This window comes from Microbacterium sp. NPDC057407 (assembly GCF_042803895.1).
Classification (GTDB): Bacteria; Actinomycetota; Actinomycetes; order Actinomycetales; family Microbacteriaceae; genus Microbacterium.
In genome coordinates this window covers 138,851-157,341 of record NZ_JBHVCA010000006.1, presented here as the reverse complement: position 1 = coordinate 157,341, position 18,491 = coordinate 138,851, and the positions used below count along the sequence as shown (strand labels likewise).

Annotated in this window: 15 protein-coding genes; 14 read left to right on the top strand and 1 reads right to left on the bottom strand. The window is 70.1% G+C overall.

Translation table 11 applies throughout. From position 1 onward, the window contains the following. Window positions 1–14: 14 nt before the first annotated feature. The 7 genes from ACFUTX_RS15085 (at window position 15) to ACFUTX_RS15055 (ending at window position 6,602) form a co-directional block, all read left to right on the top strand. Complete coding sequence (locus ACFUTX_RS15085) at window positions 15–599, top strand: F0F1 ATP synthase subunit B (protein ID WP_378866396.1); 585 nt, start codon at window positions 15–17, stop codon at window positions 597–599. Next, complete coding sequence (locus tag ACFUTX_RS15080; protein WP_378866393.1) at window positions 599–1,390, top strand: F0F1 ATP synthase subunit delta; 792 nt, start codon at window positions 599–601, stop codon at window positions 1,388–1,390. The genes ACFUTX_RS15085 and ACFUTX_RS15080 overlap by 1 nt, the downstream gene beginning before the upstream one ends. A gap of 60 nt (window positions 1,391–1,450) precedes the next feature. Then, window positions 1,451–3,091 (top strand): F0F1 ATP synthase subunit alpha, encoded by a 1,641-nt coding sequence (atpA, locus tag ACFUTX_RS15075; RefSeq protein WP_378866390.1) that lies wholly within the window; start codon window positions 1,451–1,453, stop codon window positions 3,089–3,091. 20 nt (window positions 3,092–3,111) lie between these two features. Then, window positions 3,112–4,008 carry a F0F1 ATP synthase subunit gamma gene (locus ACFUTX_RS15070; RefSeq protein ID WP_378866387.1) on the top strand — a complete coding sequence of 299 codons (897 nt, stop codon included), beginning with the start codon at window positions 3,112–3,114 and terminating at the stop codon, window positions 4,006–4,008. A gap of 22 nt (window positions 4,009–4,030) precedes the next feature. Next, entirely contained in the window at window positions 4,031–5,479 is a 1,449-nt protein-coding gene (gene atpD, locus ACFUTX_RS15065; protein ID WP_378866384.1) for a F0F1 ATP synthase subunit beta, read from the top strand. A 2-nt stretch (window positions 5,480–5,481) separates the two neighbouring features. Further along, window positions 5,482–5,742 carry a F0F1 ATP synthase subunit epsilon gene (locus ACFUTX_RS15060; RefSeq protein ID WP_378811590.1) on the top strand — a complete coding sequence of 87 codons (261 nt, stop codon included), beginning with the start codon at window positions 5,482–5,484 and terminating at the stop codon, window positions 5,740–5,742. Between the two features lie 110 nt (window positions 5,743–5,852). Further along, the gene (locus ACFUTX_RS15055; protein WP_378866382.1) at window positions 5,853–6,602 is read left to right on the top strand and encodes a YaaA family protein; all 750 of its coding nucleotides are present in this window, start codon (window positions 5,853–5,855) and stop codon (window positions 6,600–6,602) included. Window positions 6,603–6,620: 18 nt separating this feature from the next. Here ACFUTX_RS15055 and ACFUTX_RS15050 read toward each other — a convergent pair whose 3' ends face one another. After that, window positions 6,621–7,106, bottom strand: a complete 486-nt coding sequence (locus ACFUTX_RS15050) for a DUF4282 domain-containing protein (protein WP_378866379.1) — start codon at window positions 7,104–7,106, stop codon at window positions 6,621–6,623. 153 nt (window positions 7,107–7,259) lie between these two features. On the opposite strand from ACFUTX_RS15050, the gene ACFUTX_RS15045 reads away from it, so the two are divergent. From ACFUTX_RS15045 to ACFUTX_RS15015, 7 genes are all read left to right on the top strand, one after another. Further along, a complete protein-coding gene (locus ACFUTX_RS15045) occupies window positions 7,260–8,048 on the top strand; it encodes a large exoprotein (RefSeq protein ID WP_378866376.1) in 789 nt (262 codons plus the stop codon). Between the two features lie 63 nt (window positions 8,049–8,111). Further along, complete coding sequence (locus ACFUTX_RS15040) at window positions 8,112–9,110, top strand: aldo/keto reductase (RefSeq protein ID WP_378866374.1); 999 nt, start codon at window positions 8,112–8,114, stop codon at window positions 9,108–9,110. A 144-nt stretch (window positions 9,111–9,254) separates the two neighbouring features. Then, window positions 9,255–10,988 (top strand): ABC transporter ATP-binding protein, encoded by a 1,734-nt coding sequence (locus ACFUTX_RS15035; RefSeq protein WP_378866371.1) that lies wholly within the window; start codon window positions 9,255–9,257, stop codon window positions 10,986–10,988. Then, window positions 10,985–13,057: an ABC transporter ATP-binding protein gene (locus ACFUTX_RS15030; RefSeq protein WP_378866368.1), complete on the top strand. Its 2,073-nt coding sequence runs from the start codon at window positions 10,985–10,987 to the stop codon at window positions 13,055–13,057. Before ACFUTX_RS15035 ends, ACFUTX_RS15030 begins: the two co-directional genes overlap by 4 nt. Before the next feature lie 51 nt (window positions 13,058–13,108). Continuing rightward, the gene (locus ACFUTX_RS15025) at window positions 13,109–13,954 is read left to right on the top strand and encodes a PP2C family protein-serine/threonine phosphatase (RefSeq protein ID WP_378866365.1); all 846 of its coding nucleotides are present in this window, start codon (window positions 13,109–13,111) and stop codon (window positions 13,952–13,954) included. Window positions 13,955–14,043: 89 nt separating this feature from the next. Continuing rightward, window positions 14,044–16,902, top strand: coding sequence for an FtsK/SpoIIIE domain-containing protein (locus ACFUTX_RS15020; RefSeq protein ID WP_378866362.1), 2,859 nt, complete (start codon window positions 14,044–14,046; stop codon window positions 16,900–16,902). 11 nt (window positions 16,903–16,913) lie between these two features. Next, window positions 16,914–18,479, top strand: a complete 1,566-nt coding sequence (locus ACFUTX_RS15015; protein WP_378866360.1) for an APC family permease — start codon at window positions 16,914–16,916, stop codon at window positions 18,477–18,479. Window positions 18,480–18,491: the final 12 nt, after the last annotated feature.

Sequence of the window (18,491 nt, the reverse complement as noted above, 5' to 3'; positions counted from 1 at the left end):
ACTAAGGAGACAGGATGCTGAACGCTCTTGTCGCGTACGCCGCGGAAGAGGGTGCTGCGGAAGCGCACAACCCTCTCATCCCCGCCTGGTACGACATCATCTGGTCGTCGGTGTGCTTCATCGTCATTCTCGTCATCTTCTGGAGGGTCGCCCTTCCCCGGATGAAGAAGCTGCTCGACGAGCGCTCCGCTGCCATCGAGGGCAACATCGCCAAGGCCGACGAGGCTCAGCGCAAGGCCGAGGCGGCGCTCGAGGAGTACACCGCTCAGCTCGCCGACGCCCGCCGCGAGGCCGGTGAGATCCGCGACGCCGCCCGTGAGGACGGCCGCAAGATCGTCGCCGAGGCGAAGGAGACGGCATCCGCCGAGGCCGCGCGCCTCACGTCGACCGCTCACGCGCAGATCGAAGCCGAGCGCCAGACGGCCCTCGTGTCGCTGCGCAGCGAGGTGGGCACGCTCGCCCTCGACCTCGCCGGCGGTGTGATCGGCGAGACGCTGTCCGACGACAAGAAGGCCCAGGCCGTCGTCGACCGCTTCCTCGCCGAGCTCGAGGCATCCGAGGCCGAGGCTGCCGGGCAGCCTCAGGGACCGAGGGCGTAATGGGCAGCGCGACCACTCAGGCCATCGCGGCGACGACGCAGGCGCTCGACGCCACGTCGGGCATCGACCTCGACGTGGCGGGCGAGCTCTTCGCCGCCGCGCGGGCCGTGGGCGACTCGTCGCAGCTGAGCGGCGCGCTGGCCGACTCGGCCGCCCCCGTCGACGCGCGCCGGCAGGTCGTGGCCGCCGTCTTCGGCCGGGCGGTGAAGCCCGCGACCGCGTCACTGCTGACCACCGTGGTCTCGCAGCGCTGGTCGTCGGCTGCCGAACTCGTCGACGGCATCGAAGAGCTCGCCGTCCGCGCCGCAGCGCTCGCCGAGCCGACGGCCGACGTCGAAGAGGAGCTGTTCCGCTTCTCGCGCACGGTGGCCGAGAACCCCGAGCTCGAGCTCGCTCTCGGCAGCCGGCTCGGCAACGCCGACGCCAAGGGAGCCCTGGTCGAGAAGCTTCTCGGTGGGCGCGCCAGCCGCGCGACCACGCTGATCGCGGCATCCCTCGTCCAGCAGCCGCGGGAGCGGCGCGTACGGCAGCTGCTGTCGCGTGCGACGAAGGTCGTCGCCGACCAGCGCGGGCGGAAGGTGGCGACCGTCTTCGCCGCGACGCCGCTCAATGCCGCGCAGACCGAGCGTCTCGCCGCGGCACTGTCGAAGCGCTACGGCACCGCCGTGTCGCTGAACACCGTCGTGGACGAGACCGTGGTCGGAGGCCTGCGCGTGCAGATCGCCGACGACGTCATCGACGCGAGCGTCTCGTCGCGCCTGGCCGACCTGCGTCAGCGGCTGGCCGGCTAACAGACTTCCCGCCGCGAGGCGGAGACTTCGGGGCCGAGGCCCCATGAACGAAGGAAAACAATGGCAGATCTCTCAATCAGCCCCGACGTCATCCGTGACGCGCTGAAGGACTTCGTCGCCGCCTACGAGCCCACCGGCGCGGCGGCGACCGAAGTCGGCACCGTCATCGACGCCGCCGACGGCATCGCGCACGTCGAGGGTCTTCCCGGCGTCATGGCGAACGAGCTCGTGACGTTCGAGGACGGCACGCTCGGCCTCGCCCAGAACCTGGACGAGCACGAGATCGGTGTCGTCGTCCTCGGCGAGTTCTCGGGCATCGAAGCCGGCCAGCCCGTCACCCGCACCGGCGAGGTCCTCTCGGTCCCCGTCGGCGAGGGCTACCTCGGCCGCGTCATCGACCCGCTCGGCAACCCCATCGACGGTCTCGGCGAGATCACCGGCATCGAGGGCCGCCGCGCACTCGAGCTCCAGGCGCCCGGCGTCATGCAGCGCAAGTCGGTGCACGAGCCCCTGCAGACCGGCATCAAGGCGATCGACGCCATGATCCCCGTCGGCCGCGGCCAGCGTCAGCTCATCATCGGCGACCGCCAGACCGGCAAGACCGCGATCGCTCTCGACACGATCATCAACCAGCGGGCCAACTGGGAGTCGGGCGACCCGACCAAGCAGGTGCGCTGCATCTACGTCGCCATCGGTCAGAAGGGCTCGACGATCGCCTCCGTGAAGGGCGCGCTCGAAGAGGCCGGCGCCATGGAGTACACCACCATCGTCGCCGCTCCCGCCTCCGACCCGGCCGGCTTCAAGTACCTGGCTCCGTACACCGGCTCGGCCATCGGCCAGCACTGGATGTACGACGGCAAGCACGTCCTCATCATCTTCGACGACCTGTCGAAGCAGGCCGAGGCCTACCGCGCCGTGTCGCTGCTGCTCCGCCGCCCGCCGGGCCGCGAGGCGTACCCCGGTGACGTCTTCTACCTGCACTCGCGTCTGCTCGAGCGCTGCGCGAAGCTCTCGGACGAGCTGGGTGCGGGGTCGATGACCGGTCTGCCGATCATCGAGACAAAGGCGAACGACGTGTCGGCCTACATCCCGACGAACGTCATCTCGATCACCGACGGCCAGATCTTCCTGCAGTCCGACCTGTTCAACGCCAACCAGCGTCCCGCTGTCGACGTCGGCATCTCGGTGTCGCGAGTCGGCGGTGACGCACAGGTCAAGTCGATCAAGAAGGTCTCCGGCACGCTCAAGCTCGAGCTGTCGCAGTACCGCTCGCTCGAGGCGTTCGCGATGTTCGCGTCCGACCTCGACGCCGCGTCGCGTCGCCAGCTCGCTCGCGGTGCCCGCCTCACCGAGCTCCTCAAGCAGCCGCAGTACTCCCCGTACCCGGTCGAGGAGCAGGTCGTCTCGATCTGGGCCGGCACCAACGGCAAGCTCGACTCGATCGAGGTCGAAGACGTGCTGTCGTTCGAGCGCGAGCTGCTCGACTACCTCCGTCGCAACACGACGATCCTCGACACCCTGCGCGACACCAACGTCCTCGACGACGACACCGCGGCGCAGCTGGGCGCGAAGATCGACGAGTTCGTCCTCGAGTTCCAGGCCGGCAAGGGCCAGGCCATCGGCAAGCCCGGGCACGAAGAGGTCGCGGCGGCCGAGGCCGACGACGTGAACCAGGAGAAGATCGTCAAGGGTCGCCGCTAAGGCGGAGCCGGACAGGAACCATGGGCGCACAACTGCGGGTCTACAAGCAGAAGATCAGTTCTGCTCAGACGACCAAGAAGATCACGAAGGCGATGGAGCTCATCGCGGCTTCGCGCATCCAGAAGGCGATGGCGCGTGTGCGCGCGTCGTCGCCCTTCGCGCGGGCCGTGACGCGGGCCGTCTCCGCCGTGGCGACGCACTCGAACGTCGATCACCCGCTGACCGTCGAACGAGAGACGATCCGCCGCTCCGCCGTCGTGATCTTCTCCTCCGACCGCGGTCTCGCGGGCGCGTTCAACTCGCAGATCCTCCGCGAAGGCCTCGAGCTCGCGCAGCTGCTGCGCGAGCAGGGCAAGGAGCCGGTGTACTACCTCATCGGCCGCAAGGCGGTCGGGTACTTCCAGTTCCGCCGGATGGAGGCCGCGGCCGAGTGGACGGGTGACACCGACACCCCGCACTTCCACACGGCCGAGGAGATCGCGGCGACACTGCTCGACGCGTACGACCGGGGCGGCGAAGACGGCGGGGTCGACGAGATCCACCTCGTCTACAACCGCTTCGTCAGCATGATGACGCAGTCGCCCGAGCAGGTGCGCCTGCTTCCCCTCGAGGTCGTCGAGGCCGAGGCCGACGAGTCCGCTCAGGTGTACCCGCTGTACGAGTTCGAGCCGGACGCCGAGACGGTGCTCGACGCGCTCCTGCCGGTGTACATCCAGAGCCGCGTCTTCAACGCCCTTCTGCAGTCGTCGGCCGCCAAGCACGCCGCCACCCAGAAGGCGATGAAGTCGGCCAGCGACAATGCCGACAAGCTCATCACCGACTACACGCGCCTGCGCAACAACGCCCGCCAGGCCGAGATCACTCAGCAGATCGCCGAGATCGTCGGCGGCGCCGACGCCCTGGCGTCGGGCAAATAGACCACACGAAAGAGAAGAAGCCATGAGCCTCACCGCAGAGAAGACCGAGACCGCGGTCGTCGGCCGCGTCGCGCGCGTGACCGGTCCGGTCGTCGACGTCGAGTTCCCGCACGACTCGCTGCCCGACATCTACAACGCGCTCAAGACCACCATCACCATCGAAGGCGAGTCGACCGAGATCACCCTCGAGGTCGCCCAGCACCTCGGTGACGACCTGGTCCGCGCCATCTCCCTCAAGCCGACCGACGGCATGGTCCGCGGCCAGGAGGTGCGCGACACCGGCGGCCCCATCACGGTCCCCGTCGGCGACGTCACCAAGGGCAAGGTCTTCAACGTGACCGGCGAGGTGCTCAACGCCGAGCCGGGCGAGACCATCGAGGTCACCGAGCGCTGGGGCATCCACCGCAAGGCCCCGAACTTCGACCAGCTCGAGTCGAAGACCCAGATGTTCGAGACCGGCATCAAGGTCATCGACCTGCTCACCCCGTACGTGCAGGGTGGCAAGATCGGCCTCTTCGGCGGTGCGGGCGTCGGCAAGACCGTCCTCATCCAGGAGATGATCCAGCGCGTCGCGCAGGACCACGGCGGTGTGTCGGTGTTCGCCGGTGTCGGCGAGCGCACCCGTGAGGGCAACGACCTGATCCACGAGATGGAAGAGGCGGGCGTCTTCGACAAGACCGCCCTCGTCTTCGGCCAGATGGACGAGCCGCCGGGCACGCGTCTGCGCGTCGCCCTGTCGGCCCTCACGATGGCGGAGTACTTCCGCGACGTGCAGAAGCAGGACGTGCTGCTCTTCATCGACAACATCTTCCGCTTCACGCAGGCGGGCTCCGAAGTGTCGACGCTGCTCGGCCGCATGCCGTCCGCGGTGGGCTACCAGCCCAACCTGGCCGACGAGATGGGCATCCTGCAGGAGCGCATCACTTCGACCCGCGGCCACTCGATCACCTCGCTGCAGGCGATCTACGTGCCCGCCGACGACTACACCGACCCGGCGCCGGCGACCACGTTCGCCCACCTCGACGCCACCACCGAGCTCTCGCGTGAGATCGCGTCGAAGGGTCTGTACCCCGCCGTCGACCCGCTCGCCTCGACGAGCCGCATCCTCGACCCGCGCTACATCGGCGAGGACCACTACCGCGTGGCCACCGCCGTGAAGCAGATCCTGCAGAAGAACAAGGAGCTGCAGGAGATCATCGCGATCCTCGGTGTCGACGAGCTCTCCGAGGAAGACAAGGTCGTCGTCGCCCGCGCGCGCCGCATCCAGCAGTTCCTCTCGCAGAACACCTACATGGCGAAGAAGTTCACCGGTGTCGAGGGCTCCACGGTCCCGATCAAGGAGACCATCGAGTCGTTCGACGCGATCGTCCGCGGCGACTTCGACCACGTCGCCGAGCAGGCGTTCTTCAACGTCGGCGGCATCTCCGACGTCGAAGAGGCGTGGGCTCGCATCCAGAAGGAGAACGGCTGATCATGCCGCTCAACGTGAGTCTCGTCTCCGCCGACGCGGAGGTCTGGTCGGGAGAGGCGTCGCTCGTCGTCGCGAAGACCGTCGAGGGCGAGATCGGCTTCATGACCGGACACGAGCCGGTGCTCGCGATCCTCGCCGAAGGCCAGGTGCGCATCACCGAAACCTCCGGCACGAAGATCATCGCGAACGCGCAGGACGGCTTCCTCTCCATGGAAGGCGACGACCTCACCATCGTCGCCGGCAACGCGGCGCTGATCTCCTGACCTCGTAGACCGAAACGCCCCCGATCCGTCCGCGGATCCGGGGCGTTTCGTCTCTCCATCGAAACCCGCAGCGCAGCGCACCCGCCCCAACGGCCCCCCCGGAAGACACCATGCTCATCCTCCTGCCGCCCTCCGAGACCAAACGCCCCGGCGGGCGCGGCCGGCCTCTGGACCCGGCATCCCTCGCCCTCCCCTCGCTGTCCCCGCAGCGGGAAGCCGTCATCGACGCGCTGGTGTCGCTCGCAGCGGACGAAGACGAGAGCGCGCGGGTTCTGAAGCTCAGCACCGGCCAGCGCGGCGAGATCGCCGTCAACGCGGCCCTGCGCGAGGCGCCCACGATGCCGGCGGTCGACCGCTACACCGGCGTCCTGTTCGACGCGCTGGACGCCGCATCCCTCCCCGCCGCCGCCCGCCGCTGGCTGGGAGCCCACGTCCTCGTGCACTCGGCCCCGTTCGGACCCGTCGGAGCGCTCGACCCCATCCCCGCCTACCGACTGGGCGCCGCCGCGTCGCTTCCCGGTCTTCCTTCGCTCAAGCGATGGTGGGCGGATGCCGTGACCACCGCCCTCGCGGCGGAACAGCCGAGATTCGTGCTCGACCTGCGCTCCGAGGCCTACGTGGCCCTGGGACCCGTGCCGGCCACGACACCGTCGGCGTACGTCCGGGTGGTCGCCGAGGGAGCGGGCGGTGCCGTTCGCGCCCTCAACCACTTCAACAAGCACGCCAAGGGCGCCCTCGTGCGCCGGCTCGCCGAGGAACGCCCGCGAGTGGCGTCGCGGGACGGCTTCGTACGGTGGGCGGATGCCGCGGGCCTTCGCGTGCAGCCGGGCGACGCCGGCGAACTCCAACTCTTCGCCTGAGCCGGCCCGCGGGAAGGGTCAGCGGCGCGTGTGCTGCGCCGTGCGCTCGGTGTTCTCCGCGATCGCGATGAGGGCGACCACCGCCTCGATGATGAACCGCAGCGCGATGATCGCGATGAATGCCACCAACGGGACGATGATGACCGTCGCGATGATCGCGGTGATCCCCGCGCCGGTGTTGTACCAGAGCAGCGAGACTCCGCCCACGATCCCGTTCACCAGGTACACGATGAAGCCGATGGCGATGGCGATCAGACCCACCAGGTAGAACACGCTCGCCAGGCGACGCGTGATGAACGTGCGGAAGCTCAGGTCGAACAGTGCAGCGAAGAAACCGCGGCCGATCGCGGTGGCATCGTCGCCCAGCGAGGTCGGCACCCCCGTGTTGTCGGGATCGGTCGCCGGGTCATAGGCCGGCGTCGTGGCCGCCGGCTCGGTCACCCGTGCCGCCTCCGCGGCGGACCGGTCGGGCAGCGGCGGGACGGGGGGAGTGGAGTCGCTCATGGGACTCAGGCTATCCACCGGCTCTGCGGGGGTCAGCCCCCGAAACGCCCTTTTCCTGCTGACACGCGCGCGGACGCGTCGCTAGCATGTGTGGCGCGGGGCGTGGCGCCCCGCTCGATGCGTGCATCGACGATCGTTCCGGAGAGGACGTTCATGTACGACGACGACTACGGAGTCGGGGGGCTGATCGCCTTCTGGCTCGTCCTGGCGCCCCTGCTCTTCATCCTCGCCATCGCGGGCTACGTGCTCACGTCGTGGTTCCTGATGAAGATCTTCGAGAAGGCCGGCGTGCAGGGCAAGTGGCGCGCGTGGGTCCCTGTCTACAACACGCTGATCTTCGTGAAGCTCGGCGATCTCAATCCGTGGTGGCTGCTGATCCTGTGGGGTGCGAGCATCGTGCTCAGCTGGGTTCCCGTCATCGGCGGTCTGTTCCCGCTCGCCGCGTTCATCTACACCCTGCTCGCGGCCTGGCGCGTCGGACTGAAGCTGCAGAAGGAAGCCGTGTGGCTCATCCTCTACTTCTTCCTCCCCATCGTCTGGCTCGGCATCAACGCGTTCGACCGTTCGCGCTGGAACACCGCCATCCCCGCGGCCCCGTGGGCCGGGAACTTCCTCGCCGACAACACGACGTGGTCGGGTGTCCCGAACCAGGTGCCGGCCGGCGGCTACCCGTCGAACCCGGCGACCGCGCCGGCCGGTTACGCACCCGCGGCCGGCTATCAGCCGCCCGCCGGCTACACGCCGCCGCCCGCGCCTCCCGCCGCACCGCCCGCACCTCCCGTGTCGTCCACGCCGCCGGCGGCGGCCGAGCCTCCGGTGACGCCTCCCGCGACCCCGCCGGCCGCCACCCCGCCCGCGGCCGAGCCGCCGACGACGGAGCCCCCCGCGACGGAGCCCCCCGCGACGGAGCCGCCCGCCGGACCCGACGCGCCCCGGGCCTGACCCATTCACACGAAGACCCCTCGCCCCGGCGAGGGGTCTTCGTCGTCCGGCTAACGTGGAGGGATGACCACCGAACCTCCCGTTCCGCTTCGCCGCGTCGGCGCGTCCGGCCTGCTCGTCTCGGCCGTCGGGCTCGGCTGCAACAACTTCGGCCGCCCGGGCACCCGCACCGAGACGCTCGCGGGCACGCGAGACGTCCTCGACGCCGCGATCGAGTCCGGCGTGACGTTCCTCGACACCGCCGACATGTACGGCAAGGAGCCGGGTCTGTCCGAGACCCTCATGGGAGAGGCGCTGAAGGGGCGCCGCGACCAGGTGGTGCTCGCCACGAAGTTCGGTCACTTCGGCCGAGACATGGGGTATCCCGCCGCCGGGTCGAAGGCGTCACGGTCGTACGTGCGTCGCGCGGTCGAGGCATCCCTCACCCGACTCCAGACCGACTGGATCGACCTGTACCAGCTGCACACGCCCGACCCGCACACCCCCATCGAAGAGACGCTCGACGTGCTCGGCGACCTCGTGCGCGAGGGCAAGGTGCGCTACATCGGTCACTCCAACCTCGCCGGCTGGCAGATCGCCGAAGCGCACTACGTCGCCGCGGAGCGCTCCGGCGTGCCGTTCGTCTCGGCGCAGAACCACTACAGCCTGCTCGCCCGCGCCGCCGAGCGCGAGGTGCTTCCGGCGGTCGAGCGGTTCGGGCTCGGCTTCTTCCCCTACTTCCCGCTGCACAACGGGCTGCTCACCGGCAAGTTCAGCCGCGATCACGCCCCCGCCGACACGCGGATCATGCGGCAGCGCCAGCACGTGTGGCAGGAGGCGCCGTGGGATGCCCTCGAGGCGTACGCGGCCTTCTGCGCCGAGCGCGGGATCACCATGCTCGAGACCACCTTCGGGTGGCTGCTGGCCTGGCCCCCGCTGGCGAGCGTGATCGCGGGTGCCACCAGTCCCGAGCAGGTGCGGGCGAACGCCGCCGCCGCGACCGCGTGGGAGCCGACCCCCGACGACATCGCCGCGATCGACGCGCTGTTCCCGCTGCCCGACGACCCCGGAGCGCGCGTCTGACCGGCATCCGCAGCGGCTCGCGCACCGGTTCGCCCAGGGCGTACGCGCGAGGTTTGTCACCGCTGGCCCGCCCGGCGTAGCGTCGCAGTCTGTGCGACACCGCTGACGCGGACCGCGGCGGGCGGGCGCACGGGAAGGATCACCGTGCTGGGAAAGCTGCTGGCGCGCTACCTGCGGCCCGCGTGGGCGCTCATCATCGCCGTGGTCGTGTTCCAGCTGGCGCAGTCGATCGCGTCCTTGCTGCTGCCGACCCTCAACGCGAACATCATCGACAACGGCGTCGTCACGGGCGACATCCCGTACATCTGGGAGACCGGCGGGGTGATGCTCGCCGTCAGCCTCGTGCAGATCGTGTGCGCCATCATCGCCGTGTACTTCGGCTCCCGCCTGGCGATGGGTCTCGGCCGCGACCTGCGCGCCGACCTCTTCCACCGCGTCGTCGCGTTCTCGCAGCGCGAGGTGGGTCAGTTCGGGGCTCCGTCGCTCATCACACGCAACAGCAACGACGTGCAGCAGGTGCAGATGCTCGTCCAGATGTCGGCGACGCTCATGATCTCGGCCCCGATGCTCGCGATCGGCGGCGTGATCATGGCGGTCCGCCAGGATGCCGGGCTGTCGTGGCTGATGGCGGTGTCGATTCCCGTGCTGCTGGTGATCGTGGGCCTCATCGTGTGGCGGATGGTGCCGGCGTTCACCCGAATGCAGAAGCGGATCGACCGCGTCAACCAGATCATGCGCGAGCAGCTCACCGGCATCCGGGTGGTCCGCGCATTCGTGCGGGAGCGCGAGGAGCGGGCCCGCTTCGCGAGCGCGAGCGACGACGTCCAGGAGACGGCGTTGCGCGCGGGGAATCTCATGGCGCTGATGTTCCCCGCCGTCATGCTCGTGATGAACGTCTCCAGCGTCGCGGTGATCTGGTTCGGCGCGTGGCAGGTGCAGGAGAACGGGGTCGAGATCGGCACGCTGTTCGCGTTCCTGCAGTACCTCATGCAGATCCTGATGGGCGTCATGATGGCGACCTTCATGTTCGTGATGATCCCGCGCGCCGCCGTGTGCGCGAACCGCATCGGCGAGGTCCTCGAGACCCAGCCGTCGGTGTCGGCCCCGGCGGCCGCTGCGCCGGCGCCCGTCCCGGCCGGACGCGTCGAGTTCGACCACGTCGACTTCGCCTACCCGGGTGCCGACGAGGCGGTGCTCCACGACATCTCGTTCACCGTCGAGCCGGGCACGACGACCGCGATCATCGGCTCGACCGGCGCGGGCAAGACGACGCTCATCGGCCTGGTCGCCCGGCTGTTCGACGTGACCGCGGGTGCCGTCAGGGTGGACGGACTCGATGTGCGCGACTACGACCCCGACGAGCTGTGGCAGCGCATCGGGCTCGTGCAGCAGCGGGCGTTCCTCTTCTCCGGCACGATCGCGTCGAACCTCCGATACGGCGATGCCGAGGCATCCGATGACGACCTCTGGCGGGCACTCGACCTCGCGCAGGCGCGCGACTTCGTCGAGGCGCTCCCCGAGGGCCTGGAGGCGCCGATCGCCCAGGGCGGCACGAACGTCTCGGGCGGTCAGCGGCAGCGGCTGGCGATCGCGCGCGCCCTGGTGAAGCGGCCCGAGATCTACATCTTCGACGACTCGTTCTCTGCCCTGGATCTGAGGACGGATGCCTCGCTCCGGCGCGCTCTGGACACCCGGCTGCCCGACGCCACGAGGATCGTCGTCGCCCAGCGCGTCTCGACGATCCGCCACGCCGACCAGATCATCGTGCTCGACCACGGACGGATGGTCGGCGTGGGCACCCACGACGAGCTCGTGGAGACGAACGAGACGTACGCCGAGATCGTCGAATCCCAGCTCGCTGCGGAGGCGGCGGCATGAGCGGCACGCAGCGGGAGACCCCGCCCCGCATGCCGATGCAGCGCATGCCGATGCAGCGGGGCCCCATGGGGCAGGTCACCGGCGGCGAGAAAGCGCAGCACTTCGGGCCGAGCGCCAAGCGGCTGCTCGCGACGCTCCGCTCCGACATGCCGCTGCTGATCGTGGTGCTGGTGTTCTCGGTGCTCTCGGTCGCGCTCTCGGTCATCGGGCCGAAGCTGCTCGGCAATGCCACCAACGTGGTCTTCGCGGGCTTCGTGTCGCTGCAGGTTCCGGCGGGCGTGACCCAGCAGCAGGTCGTGGATCAACTCGTCGCCGAGGGCAATCAGGATCAGGCGAACATGATCGCCTCGATGGACTTCACCCCCGGCGCCGGCGTGGACTTCGAGCAGCTGGCCTGGATCCTCGGGGCCGTCCTCGCGGTGTACGTGCTGGCCAGCGTGTTCGGGTGGCTGCAGGCGCGCATCCTGAACGGCGTCGTCCAGCGGGCGATGCACCGCCTGCGGCTGCAGGTGGAGGACAAGGTCCATCGGCTGCCGCTGGCGTACTTCGACAAGGTGCAGCGCGGCGAACTCCTCAGCCGCGTCACGAACGACGTCGACAACATCGGCCAGACGATGCAGCAGACGCTCTCGCAGGTCGTCATCTCGCTGCTGACCGTGATCGGCGTGATGGTCATGATGTTCGTGATCTCCCCCCTCCTGGCCGTGATCGCCCTCGTGACGATCCCGCTGACGCTGCTGATCACGGTGGTCGTCGCACGGCGGTCGCAGAAGCTGTTCGTGGCGCAGTGGCGCTCGACCGGGGTGTTGAACGCGCGCGTCGAGGAGACGTTCTCGGGTCACTCCATCGTGAAGGTCTACGGGCACCAGAAAGAGGTCGAGGCCGACTTCGCCGCCGAGAACGAGGCGCTGTACCGTGCGAGCTTCGGCGCCCAGTTCGTCTCGGGCATCATCATGCCGGCGATGATGTTCGTCGGGAACCTGGTCTACGTCGCGATCGCGGTGGTCGGTGGCCTGCAGGTCGCCGCGGGCCTGCTCTCCATCGGCGACGTGCAGGCGTTCATCCAGTACTCGCGCCAGTTCACGCAGCCGCTGAGCCAGCTCGGATCGATGGCGAACCTGCTGCAGTCGGGTGTCGCCAGCGCCGAGCGCGTCTTCGAGCTGCTCGACGAGCCGGAGGAGCAGCCCGACGACGCCGAGCCGCAGACGGCCCCCGACCAGGCGAGCCGGCTGGCCTTCGAGGACGTGTCGTTCCGCTACACAGCCGACACGCCGCTCATCGAGGATCTCTCGATGGCGGCCGCACCGGGCAGCACGGTCGCCATCGTCGGGCCGACCGGCGCGGGCAAGACCACGCTCGTGAACCTCATCATGCGGTTCTACGACGTCGACTCCGGCCGCATCTCGCTCGACGGCGTCGATACGCGGCGGATGACGCGTGACGACCTGCGGTCGCGCACCGGGATGGTGCTGCAGGACACGTGGCTGTTCTCCGGGACGATCCGCGAGAACATCGCCTACGGGCGCCCGGATGCCTCGGAGGAGGAGATCGTCGCCGCGGCCACCGCCGCCTACGTCGACCGCTTCGTCCACGCGCTCCCGGACGGCTACGACACGGTCCTCGACGACGAGGCGACGAATCTGAGCGTGGGGGAGCGCCAGCTCGTCACGATCGCCCGTGCGTTCCTCGCCGACCCCAGGATCCTCATCCTCGACGAGGCCACCAGCTCGGTCGACACGCGGACCGAGCTGCTCATCCAGCGCGCCATGTCGCGGCTGCGCGAGGACCGCACGGCGTTCGTCATCGCGCACCGGCTGTCGACGATCCGCGACGCCGACCTCATTCTCGTGATGGAGAACGGGGCGATCGTGGAGCAGGGCACTCACGATGAGCTCCTCGCCGCGCACGGCGCATACTGGCGCCTCTACAACGCGCAGTTCGAAGCGCCGATGGGCGCCGACGTGCCCGCCGACCCGCAGGGTGCCGAGGACGCGGTCGCGCCGTCGCTGTCGGGCACGCCCGCGGCGCCCGGCGGCGGGGACGCCGAACCGGAACCTACTAGGATGTGAGGACGCGGCGAGCCGACTGGTCCCGCGAGAGTCGATCGGGAGGACGTGGGCGTGCCCGAGGTATCCACCCAGTCGCGCACGGTAGACGTGCCGGGCGGATCGCTGAAACTCTCCTGGGCGGCCGTGACCGACACCGGCCGTCGACGGGAAGTGAACCAGGACGCCGTCTTCGCGGCGTTCCCGCTGTTCGTCGTCGCCGACGGGATGGGCGGGCACGTCGGCGGTGAGATCGCGAGCGCGAGCACCATCGACCGGCTGAAGCCGCTGGCCGAGTCCGGCGCTGTCACGCCAAAGGCGATCGAGAAGGCCCTCGCGAAAGCCGTGAAGGACATCGCCGCGCACCCCGAGGCCACCGACGACGGCACCGGCACCACCCTCACCGGGGTCTACCTCGACACCAGCGGAGACGCCGCCCACTGGGTGACGCTCAACATCGGCGACTCGCGCGTCTACCTCGTGCGCGACGGCTCCATCATCCAGATCACGACCGATCACTCCGTCGTGCAGGAGCTCATCGCTTCCGGCCGGCTCAGCCCCGAAGAGGCAGAGAACCACCCGTACGGCAACGTGATCACCCGGGCGGTCGGACCGAGCGAAGGCGTCACACCCGATTACGTCAGGCTCGACGTGGCCCGCGGCGACCGGTTCGTGATCTGCTCCGACGGCCTCACGAAAGAGCTCACCGACTACGGCATCCGTCACTTCCTCGACGAGAACCCCGACCCGGCCGATGCGGTGCAGGCCATGCTCGATGCCGCGCTCGAGAACGGCGGGCGCGACAACATCACCATCATCGTCCTCGATGTGGGCGACGGTGACGTGCACGACGACGACATCAACGACGACACCGCCCCCCGCAGCGGCGACGCATCCGGCTCCTCCACAGCCGTCCGCTGAGCGCCTCTCTCCGCGACCCGATACGAACGCTCCGCACCGCGGGCCGAACTGCGATCGACTGAGGTGTGCGCTTCGCTCCCACCCCTGCCGTGACGGCCCCGCCAGCGGGGTTCCCTGCCATCGGCGACCTCGCTGAACCCCTGACGCTGCCCGCCCCCTGGTCGCCGCCGGGTCGACCGGCCCTCCCCGTCGTGGCGGCGATCGTCCCGCTGCTCGGCGCGGTCGGCCTCTGGCTCGTCACGGGATCGGCGATGTCGCTCTGGCTCGCTCTGCTGGGGCCTCTGATCGCCACCGCGACGTTCGCCGACGCCGCGCGCAGCGCTCGCCGAGAGCGTCGCCGGCACGAGTCCGAGGCACAGCGTGAGCGAAGCAGCATCTCCCGTGCGATCGAGCAGCGACACGAGCTCGAAAGACAGCGCGCGTGGGCGCGGCATCCCGATGTCGCATCGCTGATCGCGCGCGACGACGACGTGTGGCGCGCGGCCCCCGAACGCCTCGACGCCCTCGTCGTCGGCGACGGAGAGGTGCCGAGCGTGGTGCGGGTGACGGGAGGGCTCGGCGACGATGCGGATGCGGCGCTGCGGGCGCAGGCGGGCCGGCTGTCCCACGCGCCGGTGGTGGTTCCGGCATCGGCCGGCATCGTGGTGGTGGGACCGCCCGTGATCGCCGCGGCGGTTCAGCGGGCGCTGACGCTGCAGCTCTGTCTCGCGATGCCTCCGGGCGGGCTCGCGGTGGCGACCGCCTCCGGCGACGAGCTCGCCTGGGCGGCTCGGCTGCCGCATGCGGCGACGGCGGGCACCCGGGTTCTCGCGGTGGTCGGGCCGGGAGAACCGGTGCCCGCCGAGGCCGATCTCGCGGTGGCCCGCGCTCTCCCCGGTGAGCCGCTGCCGCCGCGCTGCGGCGTCGTGCTGACGGTGTCCTCTCCCGAGGTCGCCCGGCTGGAGTACGCGGGTCATGCGACGCCGGTGCGCGTCGAAGCGCTCGCGCGCGACCAGGCCGAGTCGATCGCCGACGGCCTGAGAGTGCGGGCCGAGCGCACGCTGGGCCTGGCGCTCGGCAGCGCCGGCGCGATCTCGCTGTCGGAGGTGGTCGACGACGCCGGTCCGCGAGAGGACGGGTCGCTGCCGGCCGTGCTCGGGAGGCACGGTGCGCGCCCGGCGATCGTCGACCTCGTCGCCGACGGCCCGCACGCGATCGTGGCCGGCGTGACCGGGTCCGGGAAGAGCGAGCTCCTGATCACGTGGATCCTCTCGCTGTGCCGCACGCACTCGCCGCGCGATGTCGTCTTCCTGCTCGCCGACTTCAAGGGCGGTACGGCCTTCGATGCGCTCACCGGCGTCCCGCACGTGACCGGGGTGATCACCGACCTCGACGGCACCGGAGCGCGTCGGGCGATCGAGAGCCTGCGCGCCGAGATCCGCACCCGCGAGGGGGCGATCGCCGGCGCCGGCGCGCGCGACATCCGCGATGCGAGGGTGTCGCTTCCCCGTCTCGTCGTGGTCGTCGACGAGTTCGCGGCGCTGCTGGGCGACCATCCCGAGCTGCACGCGGTGTTCACGGACGTGGCGGCGCGGGGGCGAGCGCTGGGCATCCACCTCGTCATCGGGACCCAGCGGGCGGCGGGCGTCATCCGCGAGAGCCTGCTCGCCAACTGCCCGCTGCGCATCAGCCTCCGCGTCACCGACGCCGCCGACAGCCGCGCCGTGCTCGGGGCGGACGACGCGGCGCACCTCCCCGGGGGGTCCGCGGGTCGCGGGCACGCGTACGTCCGCCGCGCCGGAGACACCGCGCCGCAGCGCGTGCGCATCGCCCTCTCGGACGACACCGACGTGGTCGCGGCATCCGGTCACGCCGAGGTGCACGCGATCCGCCGCCCGTGGCTGCCCGCACTTCCGTCGCTCCTTCCGCTCGACGACCTGCGCTCGCGGCATGCGGCTCCCGGCGGCCTGCTCCTGGGGCTCGGAGACGAGCCCGATCTGCAACGGCAGACCCCGGTCGTCATCGAGGCGGCCGACCGTGGGGTGCTGATCGTCGGCGGGCCGCGCTCGGGCGTCACGAATGCGGTCGAGCTGATCGCCGCTCAGGCGGGGTCCGACGCGCTTCGATTCCCGGCCGAGCCCGAGGGGGTATGGGATGCCGCAGCCGCACTCGTCGCGCAGCCCCCGGCGCCCGGCACCGTGGTCTGCATCGACGACCTGGACGCGCTCACCGCCCGCCTGCCACCCGACCACGCGCACGTCGTGGCCGAGCGACTGGACACCGTGATCCGCGGAACGGGCCCCGGCGGATACCTGGTCGTCGCGGGGGCGCACCGGCTCTCCGGACCCCTCGTCCGGCTGATGGAGCTGCTTCCTCGACGCGTGCGCCTGCCGTTCCCGACGCGATCCGAGCACCTGGCCGCCGGGGGCGACATCCAGCAGTTCGCCGCGGGCGCCCCGCCCGGGCGCGGAGACGCGGACGGCATCGTGCTGCAGACGGCGCTCGCACCGCCCACCACGCCGGGGGCTCCGCCGACCGCCGCCGACGACTGGGCGCCGACGTCCCCGCTGACCGGATTCGTGACCCGACGGTCACCCGCGGCGCGGGCAGCTCTCGAGGCGTGGGAGCAGCGCGGCATCCGGTGCGTGTCCATCGACGCCTACGCCACCGACCCGCCCGTCGCCGGCGATCCGCTCGTCGTCGTCGGGGAACCGGACGACTGGCAGCGGCACTGGCGGCTGCTGGCCGATGTCCGGGGCGACCACGACCTGGTCGTCGACGCGACCTGCGGGCCCGAGCTGCGTCTGCTGACCGGTGCCCGCGAGGTGCCACCCTACTGCGAGCCCGGGCGGGGCCGGGCGTGGCTGATCGCCGCGGGAGCCGAGCCCGCGCGCATCGTCCTTCCGGCCCGGCAGATCCGGCCGGTTCGTCCCGCAGGCAACCTTGACCGCCCCCGGCCGCGCCCCTAGCGTCGCCTTCTATGACGACATCCCCGATCGATCTCGCACGACCGGAGGGCAAAGGACTCGCAGCAGGGACGCTGGGACTCTGGGGCTCCACCGTCATCGGCCTCGCCTCCACCGCCCCCGTCTACTCGCTGGTCGCCACGCTCGGCTTCGTCGTGCTCGCGGTCGGCGCACAGGCGCCCATCGCGTTCGTCATCGCCTTCATCCCGATGCTCTTCATCGCGTTCGCGTATCGAGAGCTCAACAATGCGGTGCCCGACTGCGGCACCACCTTCACCTGGGGCACCAAGGCGTTCGGCCCCTGGGTGGGCTGGCTGGGCGGGTGGGGTGTCGCGGTGGCCGGCATGGTCGTCCTCGCCAACCTGGCGCAGATCGCCGGGATCTACTTCTGGGCGCTCATCGACGGGATCGTGCGCAACCCCGAGGGCGCGCTCCTGGCCGACAACGTGCCCCTCGTCACCGCGACCGGGGTCGTCTTCATCGCCGCGATGACCTGGGTCAGCTGGCGCGGCGTCGAGATCGGCGAGCGGATCCAGAACATCCTCCTCGCGATCCAGTACATCGCCCTGGCGATCTTCGTCGTCGCCGCGCTGTGGCATTTCTTCGCCGGATCGGCCCCCGACCCGACCCCTTTCGACTGGTCGTGGTTCAACCCGTTCGCCTTCACCGAATGGTCCGGCTTCGTCGAGGCCATCCTCCTCGCGCTGTTCATCTACTGGGGCTGGGACACCTGCCTCGCCCTCAACGAGGAGACCAAGGACCCCACGCGCATCCCCGGTCGGGCGGCGCTGCTCACCACCGTGATCCTGCTGGTCACCTACGTCGGCGTGACCGTGGCGGCGATGATGTACGCCGGTCTCGGCGACACCGGCACCGGGCTAGGGAACGATGCCAACGCCGACGACTTCTTCCTCGCCATCAAGGACGGGCTCCTCGGCCCGCTCGGCTGGGTGCTCGTCGTGGCCGTGATGATCTCCGCGATCTCGTCGACCCAGACGACGATCCTGCCCACCGCCCGCGGCACGCTCGCCATGGCCGCGTACAAGGCGCTGCCGCGGCGCTTCGCGACCGTCCACCCGCGCTACAAGACGCCCTCGTTCTCGACGCTGGTCATGGGGATCGTGGCCATCGTGTACTACGTCGGACTCACGCTGATCAGCGAAAACATCCTCCAGGACTCCATCCTGTCCCTCGGTCTCGCGATCGCGTTCTACTACGCCATCACCGGCTACGCCTGCGTCTGGTACTTCCGCCGTGAGCTGTTCGACTCGCCGCGGAACTTCCTCTACCGCTTCCTGTTCCCGCTCCTCGGGGCCGGCATGCTCACCTACGCGTTCATCCAGTCGGCGATCGACATGTACGACGTGGACTACGGGTACACCGTGCTCCTCGGCATCGGCGGCACGTTCGTCATGGGCATCGGCGCGCTCGCCATCGGGGTCGTGCTGATGTTCCTGTGGTTCCTCTTCCCGCGGTCGAAGCCGTTCTTCCGCGGCCAGAGCCTGAACCGCGACACCGAGGTGCTCGTCCCCGAAGACCCCGCCGACTACAGCCGGTCCATCGACGGCGGGCTCGCCTGAACGGGCGGGTCT